The sequence below is a fragment of the Paenibacillus sp. FSL F4-0236 genome (assembly GCF_038000135.1).
GTDB lineage: Bacteria > Bacillota > Bacilli > Paenibacillales > Paenibacillaceae > Paenibacillus_AQ.
Map to the genome: position 1 here is coordinate 2161257 of NZ_JBBOBK010000001.1, position 13190 is coordinate 2174446.

12 protein-coding genes are annotated in these 13190 nt (G+C 43.2%); 6 read left to right on the forward strand and 6 right to left on the reverse strand.

Annotated features, from left to right (window positions below; all coding sequences use genetic code 11):
- Positions 1–221 precede the first annotated feature (221 nt).
- Positions 222–686 (forward strand): hypothetical protein, encoded by a 465-nt coding sequence (locus tag NSQ29_RS09845; protein WP_340970415.1) that lies wholly within the window; start codon positions 222–224, stop codon positions 684–686.
- Here NSQ29_RS09845 and NSQ29_RS09850 read toward each other — a convergent pair.
- The 3 genes from NSQ29_RS09850 to NSQ29_RS09860 form a co-directional block, all read right to left on the reverse strand.
- On the reverse strand, positions 678–1916 hold the full coding sequence (locus NSQ29_RS09850) for a winged helix-turn-helix domain-containing protein (RefSeq protein WP_341124936.1): 1239 nt from the start codon (positions 1914–1916) through the stop codon (positions 678–680). The two genes, NSQ29_RS09845 and NSQ29_RS09850, sit on opposite strands and share 9 nt — an antisense overlap.
- A 107-nt stretch (positions 1917–2023) precedes the next feature.
- On the reverse strand, positions 2024–4111 hold the full coding sequence (locus NSQ29_RS09855; protein WP_341124937.1) for an ABC transporter ATP-binding protein: 2088 nt from the start codon (positions 4109–4111) through the stop codon (positions 2024–2026).
- A 47-nt stretch (positions 4112–4158) separates the two neighbouring features.
- A complete protein-coding gene (locus tag NSQ29_RS09860; protein WP_076298841.1) occupies positions 4159–5907 on the reverse strand; it encodes an ABC transporter ATP-binding protein in 1749 nt (582 codons plus the stop codon).
- 546 nt (positions 5908–6453) lie between these two features.
- On the opposite strand from NSQ29_RS09860, the gene NSQ29_RS09865 reads away from it, so the two are divergent.
- Complete coding sequence (locus NSQ29_RS09865; RefSeq protein ID WP_076298842.1) at positions 6454–6771, forward strand: HesB/YadR/YfhF family protein; 318 nt, start codon at positions 6454–6456, stop codon at positions 6769–6771.
- Positions 6772–6847: 76 nt separating this feature from the next.
- Here the strand turns inward: NSQ29_RS09865 and NSQ29_RS09870 are convergent, their stop codons facing one another.
- Positions 6848–7363 carry an ADP-heptose synthase gene (locus NSQ29_RS09870; protein WP_341124938.1) on the reverse strand — a complete coding sequence of 172 codons (516 nt, stop codon included), beginning with the start codon at positions 7361–7363 and terminating at the stop codon, positions 6848–6850.
- 124 nt (positions 7364–7487) lie between these two features.
- On the opposite strand from NSQ29_RS09870, the gene NSQ29_RS09875 reads away from it, so the two are divergent.
- The 3 genes from NSQ29_RS09875 to NSQ29_RS09885 all read left to right on the forward strand — a co-directional run bounded on the left by NSQ29_RS09875 (position 7488) and on the right by NSQ29_RS09885 (position 10819).
- On the forward strand, positions 7488–9236 hold the full coding sequence (locus NSQ29_RS09875; RefSeq protein WP_341124939.1) for an ABC transporter ATP-binding protein: 1749 nt from the start codon (positions 7488–7490) through the stop codon (positions 9234–9236).
- Positions 9237–9306: 70 nt separating this feature from the next.
- Positions 9307–9888: a sigma-70 family RNA polymerase sigma factor gene (locus tag NSQ29_RS09880; RefSeq protein ID WP_341124940.1), complete on the forward strand. Its 582-nt coding sequence runs from the start codon at positions 9307–9309 to the stop codon at positions 9886–9888.
- Positions 9889–10009: 121 nt separating this feature from the next.
- On the forward strand, positions 10010–10819 hold the full coding sequence (locus NSQ29_RS09885; RefSeq protein ID WP_341124941.1) for a DUF4179 domain-containing protein: 810 nt from the start codon (positions 10010–10012) through the stop codon (positions 10817–10819).
- A 76-nt stretch (positions 10820–10895) separates the two neighbouring features.
- Here the strand turns inward: NSQ29_RS09885 and NSQ29_RS09890 are convergent, their stop codons facing one another.
- Entirely contained in the window at positions 10896–11339 is a 444-nt protein-coding gene (locus NSQ29_RS09890; RefSeq protein ID WP_042188929.1) for a DUF441 domain-containing protein, read from the reverse strand.
- A 1-nt stretch (position 11340) separates the two neighbouring features.
- Positions 11341–12345, reverse strand: coding sequence for a YpdA family putative bacillithiol disulfide reductase (locus NSQ29_RS09895; RefSeq protein ID WP_042188927.1), 1005 nt, complete (start codon positions 12343–12345; stop codon positions 11341–11343).
- A 181-nt stretch (positions 12346–12526) separates the two neighbouring features.
- Between NSQ29_RS09895 and NSQ29_RS09900 the strand changes: the two genes are divergently transcribed.
- On the forward strand, positions 12527–13123 hold the full coding sequence (locus NSQ29_RS09900) for a DUF2087 domain-containing protein (RefSeq protein WP_340970396.1): 597 nt from the start codon (positions 12527–12529) through the stop codon (positions 13121–13123).
- Positions 13124–13190 lie beyond the last annotated feature (67 nt).

A 13190-nucleotide genomic window follows, 5' to 3' on the forward strand; every position in this document is an offset into this window, starting at 1 on the left:
TATATAATAAGCAAATGACCAGACCATTGCTGTGGATGTACAGCATGGTCTGTTTTTCTTTTTAGCACAAGGCTAGATTAAATTTCGTTTCTAGAAGAGGAAATATGTAGGGAACTGGAGAATTAACAGTAGATATGAAGCGAACATAAACTTCTCCGAATCACCTGGATGATATCAGTTTATTATAGCTCTGGCAGGCCGAACAGAAGTGGAGGGGAAAGATGAAGCATACACAAATACCAGAGAGTGAACAATCCAAGGAGTTATTTGCGTATTTTGGACTAGCAGTTTATTATGGTCAAGCTCTAGAACAGCAGTTGACCAATTTGTTATTGCTCACCAAATTATCACAAGGGAAGACGCCCACTGAAGCAGATCTGACTGATTTGTATCAGCGAAAACTCAGCAATTCACTCGGTCAACTCATCAAAGAAATCCAGCATCACTTTCCTTTCTCAGAGCAAGAAACCGCTCAGCTAGAAGAAGTGTGGAAGCAGCGTAACCATATCGTTCACGATTATTTCAAGGAACGGATACAAGAAACGTTCACCCCCGCTGGAAGGGCGAAAATGATTGAGGAGTTAAAACGATTCAAAAATAAAGCAAGAAGGCTAGAGATCAAATTACAAGGCTATTGTACAGAAATGTTCACGAAACTGGGGTTAGAAGAGGAGACTTTACACTAATAACCCTTCTAATCCACACTCCTCAACAACCTCGGGTCTAAAATGAATCTTAGAAGCTCTAACGCAGCGTGACAGTGCAGATAGAGCTTCGCCTAATGCCGGAAGCATCTCTGGCGTTAGGTGTTCACCGGGTTCCCACCACCAATTCATAATGTTCAATGTTTGGCTCTTCTTATCCATCACCGGTTCAAATCTCGCAATAAAATGATCATTATATAATATAGGCAGTACATAATAACCATACTCCCGTTCCAAGGCTGGTTTATAGACTTCCCAGCGGTAATGAAATCCAAATAATTGTCGGATCAGCTCTCGATCCCATATCAAGTTATCGAGTGGAGCTAAGACAGCCGCAAACGAATAACTTGAATGACTCTCAGCATCTTCAGACTCCTGCTGTATTACAGCTTCTAAAGTTAGAGCGTCCATGCTACGGATGTAGAGTGGAAGCTTAATACCCTCCACTAGAACTTCTCTGAGACTGTCCGCCATTAACAGTCTTTGAATCGCTTCAGTACGTTCCTTGCTCTTTAGACCAGAAATTCCAAGCCATCCATCGCCAGATTTATTCCATAAAAGTCCGATGCTACCTATTCTACGCAGCACATACCAATCATGAAATTGTTCATCAGTGGGGTTAGGGTCTTCAGTGTTTAAAAGATTATGAGGAAGCAGGCGTTCAGTGAAATCGTAATACCGACGGGTATGAACACGATGATGAACGACTACTTCCCCCCAAAAGTACATACTTTCCAAAGTGGCCCGGGTTAATCTAGCCGGAGCCCAAGCCCAATCCACCTTATCCTTACCATCTAGATCCAGAGAGGAGAGGGGACCGCGCTTTAATAGCTCTTCACGAACCTGTTCTACTGTAGCCATTACTGGCTCATTGGCCCGATGGCGTGTGGCTGATGCCTCTCTTCTGCGTTTAAAATAAGGCCAGTCCTCTGTACAATAAATGGACATGTTCTTGTCCCAGCCATCTATTAGAAGTCGGTCTTGATACAGTAGCTCTTGGGCTTGCTCAGGTGTGAAACCGGGAACTCGTGCTTGGAGGACAAGCTCATGGTTATGGCCTGCGATGTTAAGTGGATCATATTGGATACAGCCTACGTGACGAACGTAATCATAAACACTAAGTTTACCGGCAGGAAGAGCGCCCCTAGTTAACTTTTGGTGAGCCAGGAGAAAAAGTCGAGCTTGCTTCTTAGTTATAGTGTATGTACGCATCAAATGCCTCCTTCATCTATATGTATTATTTTTCATTTTACAGAACAAACGTTCTAATATCAAGTGTAGAAAAACCCTGAATCACAGGATGTGACTCAGGGGATCGATTACATCTTCTCTAACGATGGTTGCAAGCTGCCAAACGAAGGTCGGGAGGGTGCACCATTGTTATTGTCTATACTGTTAGAACCAGCACCTACTTGTAGCTGGTACATCCGGAAGTATCTACCGCCGAGTGCCATCAGCTCATCGTGGCTACCGCGCTCTACAATCTCACCATGATGCAGAACAAGAATCTGATCTGCACTGCGTATCGTGGAAAGACGGTGTGCGATGATGAATGTGGTGCGTCCTTTTTTGAGGACTTCTAATGCATCTTGAATGACGCTTTCTGTCTCCGTGTCGATATTGGAGGTAGCTTCATCAAGAATCAGAATAGCTGGGTCGAAGGAGAGCGCTCTGGCAAACGAAATCAATTGCCGCTGGCCTGCAGAAAGGGTGCTCCCTTTTTCAATAACCGGTTCATCAAAACCTTGAGGAAGGTGGGCCAGCAATTTATCTGCTCCGACTTCCCGTAAAGCCCGTTCAACCCGTTCGCGTGAGATTCGTTCATCCCCCAGGCTGACATTGGAAGCAATAGTACCAGTGAAGAGGTAAGGGTCTTGAAGAACAATCCCCATGTGATTGCGTAGCCATTGCTTCGGAATATCTGTAACCTTCTGGCCATCAATCGTGATTTCACCTTTCTGTGGATCATAGAACCGGAATAATAAGTTGATGATCGAGCTTTTTCCGGAACCGGTGTGACCTACTAGAGCAACAGTTTCGCCTGGACGTGCTTCAAAGGAAATATCGCGAAGGACGAAGTCTTTTTTATAAGCAAAAGATACGTTCTTAAACTCCACTTTTCCTTTATAGCGCGGCATGGAACCATCGGTAACATTCTCCCCAGGCTCATCCATAAGAGTAAACACACGACCCGCAGACACCATAGAAGTGTCGAGGTTTGCAAGCTGATTCACCATACCTGTAATCGGTTGGAACAAACGTCCAAGCACATCGACGAAGGCGTATAGAACACCTAAAGATACAAATGTAGAACCCGTAATACTGCCATGTCCGAAATACCAAAGCACCATCACAAAAGAGAGACTGCGTAGAGAGTTCACCAGGTTGTGGGAGGTGAAGGCATTCAGATTCAGCATTTTATTCTGATATTTCAAGTAGTCATCGTTCAGATGCTCAAATTCTTCACCAAGCTGCTTCTGACGGCGGAATATACGAACAATGGACATTCCTTGAATCGATTCATTAATGATAGCGTTGATCTCACTCAGACGTGAGCGGATGATCGTATTGTATTTTGTAGCAATTTTGCGATAGAGCACGATCCAAAGAATAAGAATCGGGATGATGAACAAGCTGATCAGACCTAGCCGAACATCGAGCAAGAACAAGGCGATGTATACACCAGTAATATTAATAATACCAGTACTGAAATTAGAGAGAACGGCAATAAATAGATCCTTAATCGCCTCGGTATCATTAGTTACACGTGAAACTACCTTACCTGCTGGCAAGTTGTCAAAAAAGTAAACCGGAAGTCGCTGGATATGCGCATACACATCTGTTCGTAGTTTTCGGATTACCTGATTCGCCGAAGATTGCAGCCAATAGGTTTTACCGAATTCGGCAAAGATCGAGATGACCAGGAAGATAGCGTACAAACCGACCAGCTGATAAATACCAGGGAGCTCAGGTTTGTAAAAATCAAACAGTTCATCCGCTGAAAGTTTAACCGCAGGATAGATGACTTCATCCTGGCCGCGCGTGATATGCATTTCACCATTACTGAACTTTCTCTCACCATCGGACTGTGTTACGGCTTCATTGATAAAGTAGAAACTTCTTCCCGATTGAAGAATGCGAATTTCTTGACCCTTAGCTTCCCCGGGTTCAAAACGGTCTCCGCGTTTGTAATAAGCGTTGTTATACTGAACCGCCTCATCTGGTGATGCAGTACTAAAATAAGGCTTTTCGATGGCCAACATATGATTGTCAATCATGCTTTTGGCAATAAATGGACCTGCCAGTTCAGCCGCTACCCCGATGGAGAGGAGTAGAAGGGCTGCGATAAAGGTTTTTTTTGCGGTCAATGCGTATTCAAGCAGGCGTTTGCCTGTACTCTTTGTCAACGGTGACACCTCCTAAAAGTTTTGCATAGTCATAGCTAGTATGTCTTTTAATCATTCGATAAATTATTCTCTACTTGTTGCCGGTCATACTGCTCGCGGTACCAGCCATTCAGATCCAGCAGCTCTTGATGCGTACCACGTTCCACGATATGTCCGTTATCAAGTACGACGATCATGTCGGCATGTTGAACAGCAGAGAGGCGGTGCGTAGAGATCAATGTAGTCTTTCCCGCACGCTCTTGGCGAATATTCTCAATGATCTGAGCTTCAGTACGAGCGTCAACAGCGGATAAGGCATCGTCCAGAATCAGTACATCTGGATTTGCGATAAAGGCTCTGGATAAGGATACACGTTGTTTTTGCCCACCGGATAAGGATACTCCACGTTCACCAACCAACGTATCTAAACCATCGGATAATGTTCCTAAGTCATTTTGGAAGGCGGCAGCTGTGATAGCTTTCATGATCGTATCGTCATCCGCGTTGTCTAGACCAAATTGAATATTCTGACGTACTGATTTGGAGAAAAGGATCTGCTCTTGAGGAACATAACCCATCCAGCTGTGTAGCTGATCCAATGAAATCTGTTGAATCGGAACTCCAGAGATGAGAATTTCACCATTACCTGTCGGATATTCACGAAGCAGCTGTTTGAGGAGCGTTGATTTACCGCTTCCCGTACGACCGACTACACCTAGTGTTTGCCCTTGGTTTAAGGTCAGACTGACATTGCTTAGATTGTCAATCGTCGATGAGGGATAACGGAAGGTCACATCGTTAAGTTCAATTCGGGTAGGATTAGCAACTTGAACCGGATTGTCAGCACTTTGAACATCCGCTTTGGAGTTTAGCGTCTCATCAATACGTTCGAGAGAAGCGCCACCACGTTGCATGATGTTAATAAGCTCTCCAATAGCGAACATTGGCCAAACGATCATTCCGAGGTACATATTAAAGGAGACAAGATCCCCTAGGGTGATCTGATTACGGAACACAAGATAAATCCCATAGGTAAGACCGATAATGTAGCTGAGCCCTACGCAGAACCGAATCGTCGGTTCGAAGAAGGCATCGACACGGGCGACGGCCATGTTCTTGTTGTATACATCTTCTGTAATATCTGAGAATCGCTTCTCATCAAGTCTTTCTTGTACATAAGCACGGATAACTCGCACACCTGAGACAGACTCGAGAACCTGATCATTCATATCTCCGAACGCATCTTGTGCTAAGCTGTAACGATCATGGATCGCTTTACCATAAAAAATCATAGCTATTGCAATTAGTGGTAATGGTAAGACAGCTGCAAGTGTCAGCTTCCAGCTGACAAGAAAACCCATTGCGAATAGTACGACAGTGAGGTAAATTGTAGAATCCACCAGGGTAAGCATCCCGAATCCAACGGTAGCTGAGACAGCTCTGATATCATTGGTTGCCCGAGCCATCAGGTCGCCGGTTCTATTGCGTTCGAAAAACGACGGGGTCATGGTCATCAAATGATTCATAAATCTCGAGCGCAGCAGGCGCTCTACGAGGTTGGAGCCTCCGAATAATTTGTGCATCCATATGTAGGTAATCCAATAAATGACTAGCAGCAAAATGAGGATCATACCGATATACTTGGCTAACGATGCTGTAGTAATAGAACCGCGTACTATGTCGTCAATGGCATTGCCTAGCAGACGTGGGGGGAATAATTCAAGAACACCTACACCAATAAGTAAGATAAGGCCAATCAGGTAACGCCTTTTTTCTCGGCGAAAGAACCAGCCCAGATTACGGAGAACGGAGAACAAGTAAATCCCTTCCTTTCGAGTTAAAATACTAGCTGTGATGTTGGAAAAAAGCGCAAGTGGTTATCTCAACAGCCAAGAAAAAACGACGTTGTCGTCCTTCAAAGATGACAACCGACAAAAAAGGCATATCATCCGAAAACGGACGATATGCCTGTAATTTACAGCTATCATGCGCACGGTGCTATACAGCACCAGGCATGTGAGAGACCTTCAAGAACTAAAGTTATACGATCAATTACACTCGCAGGGAACTTCAGGATGGTTTCACCACTTGGGCTGCTTCGGTATTCGGTTGATTGGAAATTCCAACAATAGTTATTTGATATGGCTGTAACTTCGTAAACACCGCGCTCACCCCTTTCATTGATTTAATAATAACTTTTGGTAATAACTAGTAGACCGTTAGTTATGTTCAGAGTTTATCACTCGCTTCGCAAAGTTGTCAAACTAATTTTTGAGGAGCTTGGGAAAACATTAATTGTATAAAGGTATTTGAATATCGATTCATTTTCAGTATGATTAGACTATACAAAGGAGCTGAGAGAGATGAACATGGAAATTAGTCAAGCAGCGGCAGCTTGGTTTAAAAGAGAACTGGATCTTAAGAATGGAGACTATATTCGTTTATTTCCCCGCTATAGCTCGGGAGGTGGACTTCACCCTGGTTTCTCACTGGGTATCGGGACGGAGGCACCAGGACGTTCGGCAATACAAGTTGAACAAGACGGTATTGTGTTCTACATGGAAGAGCAGGACTTATGGTATATGGAAGGTTACGGCTTAACTATTGTATATTCTGAGGCAGACGATGACATTGAATATAAGTATGAAGCCAAATCGGTGCCTGGCGGAGTACAGGTTTAAATGTCTTAATTTTGTTTTTTTTACTAATGTGAAAAGCCCTTGCCAAAAGGCAGGGCTTTTTCTAGTGTTGATATAATCAGTGCGAATTGCGAAACGTTTCTTCCTCCATAGCAAAATCGAAATCGTCAATGTCGTATACTTGAACAGGGACTCCACCTTCAATAATGCGTTGAATCAGCTCGAATTGATCTGTAAGAATAGGCACCTTCTCACGTTGTGAGGACAATATAAGCTCCGTTTCGATAGGATCGAACGTTTCGCCGTAGACAGCGGTATCCATGCTGTTAATGATGGTAATCTTTGATTGTCCGCCTAGTAGAATACCAGAGCTTTTTGCCCAAGGAACGGCCAGACAGCGGTTGATTTTTTTAGCATTAAGTGGCTCTTCAAAATAGGCAATGAGCTCACCAATCTTGAGTTTGACATGCTTGTCATCATCTGGACGGTTCATTAACGGATCATCACTGTCCCGCAGTTCGTATAATTCCATCACGGTCGTATAAGGCACTATATATTCTACAGGGCTGCTCGATATGAGAAGCTGGCCGTAAATCGCCATCATGACGGCTTCCGTCACAAATTGTCTAGACATCTTTATCCTCCTGAAGTTCGGGTACTGCTATCGTACTTATGGACTTAAAAATATAAAAACACTGTAGAGCGCAAAAGTCAACTGTACTTAGCAACTCAGTAAAGAGAAAGGACAGAATATCCCTGTGAAGCAATGGAAATCATATTTTACTTTTGTACGGCCTTACATGAAATGGATTGTGTTTACGCTCTTTATAGGTATGATCAAGTTCAGCATCCCGTTGACACTGCCTATGATTCTGAAATACGTAGTCGATGATCTGCTGATGAACCCTGCCATGAGTGCCCAGGAGCGGGTATCGCAATTGATGCTCATCCTCGGAGGCGCTTTTGTTTTATTCGTAATTGTAAGGGGACCGGTGGAGTATTACCGGCAGTATTTTGCACAGCTGATCACAAGTAAGATATTGTTCGATATGCGGAATAAGCTATACAGTCACTTACAGCGGTTGTCGCTGCGGTATTATCAGAATACAAAAGTGGGCGAAGCGATTTCAAGATTTATAAATGATGTGGAACAGACCAAAAATTTAGTAGAAGTCGGAATGATGAATGTATGGCTGGATTTATTTACGCTAGTGTTTGCGCTTGGTTTTATGTTTTATTTGAATCCAGTGCTGGCGCTAGTATCTATCGCTGTACTTCCGTTCTACGCCTTTGCGGTAAGTAAACTATATAAACGACTTAAGGTGTTAACGAAAGACCGTTCACAGGCTCTGGCTGGCATTCAAGGCTATCTTCATGAACGGATTCAAGGCATTTCGATCATCCGCAGCTTCACCATGGAAAAAGTGGATCAGAAGCAGTTCGAAGATATCAACGGTAACTTTCTCAAAAAAGCGATGGCTCAAACTCGTTGGAATGCGATTACCTTCGCGATTATTAACACACTAACGGATATTGCACCACTGCTAGTCATCGGATACGGTGGTTATCAAGTGATTCATGGTAATTTGACTGTGGGAACCTTTGTTGCTTTCTTCGGCTATCTGGACCGGATGTATGCGCCGCTGCGTCGATTGATTAATTCCTCGACAGTGCTCACGCAAGCCTCGGCTTCCCTTGAGCGGGTACTTGAGCTGCTGGACGAGCCTTATGATATCGTGGATAAACCGGGAGCAAGACCTCTGACGAATGCACGTGGTGAAATTGATTTTCATAATGTTTGGTTCAAATACAACGAAGAGAATGATTGGGTACTGAAGGATATTAATTTAAGTATCAAACCTGGTCAGACGGTCGCTTTTGTTGGAATGAGTGGTGGCGGGAAGTCCTCTCTCATAAGCTTGATCCCGCGATTCTATGACATAAGCAAAGGTAGCCTCCAGATGGATGGTCAGGATATACAGGGTTTGACGCAGGTGAGTTTGCGAAGAGCCGTTGGGATGGTGCTTCAAGATAATTTCTTATTTAGTGGGTCTGTACGAGATAATATCTTGTTCGGCAATCCTAATGCTACAGAGGAGCAAGTCCTCTCGGCGGCGAGAGCTGCCAATGCGCATGATTTTATTGAGCAGCTGCCGCTAGGCTATGATACAGAAGTGGGAGAACGTGGAGTGAAGCTGTCCGGTGGGCAAAAGCAACGGATAGCCATAGCAAGGGTGTTTCTTAAAGACCCAAAGGTTCTTATATTAGACGAAGCTACGTCAGCACTGGATCTGGAATCAGAGCATTTAATTCAACAAGCGCTGCAATCCCTCTCGTCGGAACGTACTACACTCATTGTTGCGCATAGACTGTCTACCATTACACATGCTGATCAGATCGTGGTGCTTGAGAATGGTGAAATCACAGAACGTGGTACACATGAGGAACTAATGGGACTGGACGGAAGTTATGCGAGATTGTTTAACGTACAGCATTTGGATACATGATAAGATCTAACATTATAATAAATTACTTAGGTGGTCTTCTCGGGAGAGAGGGCCATTTTTTTAAATCCATTTGAGTCTTTTTGAATATCACGTGCGTCTAAAAAATATAAGCAACATGAAAGGTAGTGAGAACTTGAATACAACAGAGCTGGAGGAAAAGGCGATAGCGGGTGATGAAGACAGCTTTACTGCATTGATAGACGGGATGCAAGAGCGTCTTTACCGTATGGCGTACTCCTATGTGAGGAATAAGGATGATGCGCTGGAGATTGTACAGGAGACCGTTTATAAAGCGTTCATCTCAATTCATAAACTGCAGCAACCTCAATATTTTAAAACTTGGCTCACAAAAATAGCCGTCAATTGTGCCTTGGACTTTATCCGAAAATCTAAAAAAATCGTGTATATGGAGAAAGATCCCGAAGGCAGCTACGCTTCAGAACCCATAGAGGATGTCATTGATCTTCAGGAGGCGCTAAGAGTCCTTGATAAAAGATCAAGAATGATCATTGTGATGAGGTATTTTGAAGACTTGCCCATAAAGGAAATTGCCGGGGTATTGGATATGCCAGAGAGTACAGTGAAAACCGTCATCTATCGGGGATTAGGGAAATTAAAAATTAATATGAAGGGGAGTGAGTACTTTGGATAATCAACTTGAACGTTTACAGAAAGCATACAACGATATTGAAATCCCCGAAGAACTATCACAAGCTTCTCGAAAAGGTATTGAAAGAGGAAAACGCTATAAACAACAGAAAAGAGGAATAAAAATGAGCAGATTAAAATGGACAGGATCAGTTGCAGCAGCAGTTATCATTTCTTTTACAGTGGGTGTAAATACGGTACCCGCCTTCGCGGATAGTATGAATCAAGTGCCCGTTCTAGGTAAGCTGGTAAGTGTATTGAAATTTACGGATGGAAGTGCAGGCGGCGGCACGATTCAGGATGGAGTAGATGTCAATTTCATTTCGTTGAAACATCAGAAGAACAGTGATCAAATGATTTTAAACTTTGCGAATTCGGACAATACACAAGACCTTGCAAGCTCTTATAACGTAAAATTCACTGACAATCCTTATACAATGACCGTAACCGTGAGTGGGGCAAGGAACTTCTCAGCTGTTAAAGATCTTGAGACATTAAAAGAAAGCAAGTATGTTCAAGATGCTTATCCTTTAATTACATTGGATGACTCGATGATACGTTTCAATGTAACCTTCAAAGAGCCAGTTGCTTATGAGGTGAAGGAATATAAGGATCCGGCACAGGTGGCGATTACATTGAAGGATAAGAAGGGTGACGTGGAAGAAGGAACTTCTATCTATTCACTTAGAACAAACTCAGAGCCTTCCGGCGAGAGTCAAGGTATGGCTGAAGAGATGTTATACGGGTTAGAGAACGTGCGCGTATTAAAGGATCAGAAGGGATTATTCCTAGTGGAAGTTGGGTATTTTAATACAGAAGCAGAAGCTTTGGCCCAACTGAAAAAAATTCAAACAGAGTATGGGGTTGGTGATCTATTGTTTGTAGAAAAACGATCGTCTCAGGAGATTCCACAATCCATTTCTCAGGCTGAATAAAAATAAAATAGAGCAGCGATTCTCTCGATATGGAGAATTGCTGCTCTATTTTTGTGTTGAATGGTTGCTCCACCTTTTACATTTTGCCAATCAAGAGCGACAAAATACCGGCTGCGATAAGCGGTCCTACAGGGACACCCTTGAACAATGCAACGCCAATCACTGTTCCGATCAGGAGACCCGCAACAACTGTGGGCTGGTTGGTCATAAGGATGGCTCCGCGTCCACCAAGATAAGCGACGAGAATGCCGATCGCAATCGCAAGAAGAGACTTCCAGTGGAGGAAGGACTGACCGACCATCTGCAGCGATATTTTTCCGCTGGCCAAAGGCGTCATGACCCCGATCGTAAGAATGATTATCCCGATGGTTAAACCATATTTCTCAAGCCAAGGGAAGGTCTGCTGCAGGCCAAGAACTCTTAGCAGTAGTAGGACGACCATTGCTATTGTTACAGGGGAATTACTGCTTATAATACCGAGCGCAGCAAGACCAAGCAAAAGCAAAGAGGTCATGTCCATCTTAAACGTTCAACTCCTTATTGTGAGAACTGCGCTTCGCAAGAATGTGATCTGCGATAAGTTTACCATGCCCACGTCCTGTCTCAATAAATACTTCATTCGCATTGCGGCCTGAAGCGATTACTCCTGCAACATAAAGACCTGGAACATTACTTTCCATAGTTGAAGGATTAAAAGCTGGCTTATCCATATCGTCATCCATAACTACGCCGGCAGAAGTGAGAAGCACCCGGCTAGGCCGGAAGCCAGTTAAAGCAAGGACGAAATCATTATCTATGGATTTTTTGTCTCCATTATGACTCGTAACTATAACCGAACTAGCCGTAATTTCAGTAACACGTGATTCCAGATGTAGAGTGATTTTACCCTTTTGTACCATCCCTTCAAAGATTGGCCGAACCCAAGGCTTAATATTCGAGGAAATGCTCTCACCACGATAGACCATATCGACTGTAGCTCCAACGCGCATAAGCTCCAGTGCTGCATCTACCGCGGAATTACTGCCACCAATGACTGTAACTTTCATCCCTGTATATGGATGGGCTTCACCGAAATAGTGGGTAACTTTAGGAAGTTCTTCCCCTGGAATACCGATCATATTCGGTTGATCAAAATAACCTGTAGCGATAACGACATTTGCAGTGATACGTGTGTGATGCTCACCACGCATATTGGACGTATGTACAGCATAGGTTCCATCTTCCAGAGGCTCAATGGATAACGCTTCTTCGTAAGCGGCGATATCTAGACCATACTGCTTCGCAGCCCGGCGGTAATAGACAAGAGCTTCATGGCGGTATGGTTTATCATTGGTCGAGGTGAAAGGAACGTCTCCGATTTCTAATAACTCAGCGGTACTGAAGAATTGCATATTTGTTGGATACAAATAAATGGAGTGAACGATAAAGCTTTTTTCAATAATGAGACTGGACAGTCCTTGGCGCTGGCATTCGATAGCTGCCGAGAGGCCGCAAGGACCTGCACCGATAATAATTACATCTTTCATACAGTGGGTTACCTCCTGATTGTTACTATCTTTTCTTTAAATCCTACCCTAAATTCATTCATTTTGCCATAAGCATAAGGTTAAACATAATAACCATTGCAAGAATAATGTTGATTGTTATATAATTAGATATATATCTAATTTGTATCTAGCTTTTGAAAGTTGAAGGAGTGTGATTCCAATGCAGTTAGAAAAAATAGTGAACTATCATAAAGCTTTGGCTGACCCAACACGTCTTCGTTTATTGTTGCTTCTGTCACAAGGAGAAATGCACGGACAAGCGCTGGCTGAGAAATTGAACTTATCACAACCAACGGTAACTCATCATGCAGCGAAATTGCGTGAAGCAGCTCTAATAAAGGAACGACGTGACAAAAATACAGTTTATTTTAAGTTGAATCCAGAATTCATTAGTAGTGGCGCTGAGGCTTCACTTCAGTTTATTTTTTCGAAAGGAGCGAGAAATATGGAAGAGAAATCACCTGAAAATAGTCTAAAGGAGTCTGTGCTGCGTAACTTTTTTTCGAAGGATGGGCGGCTTCGGCAAATCCCGGCACAATATAAGAAGAAACTGATCGCACTTCAGTTCATGGTTGAGAAGCTAGAGCCAGGGGTAGTTTATAGTGAGAAAGAAATTAACGAGTTTATTAAGCAGTTCCATGAAGATTTTGCTACCATTCGGCGTGAATTTATTATGCATCAGTTTATGTATCGTGAGAATGATAAATATGAACTTAATCCCCAAGAAATTTGGATGCGTTGGGAAGATGTCAAATAATGATCATAAAGTTGTTAACAATTTGTGTCTTTTGGAAATATGCTGATTAAGAGGGAGGAATTCGAAT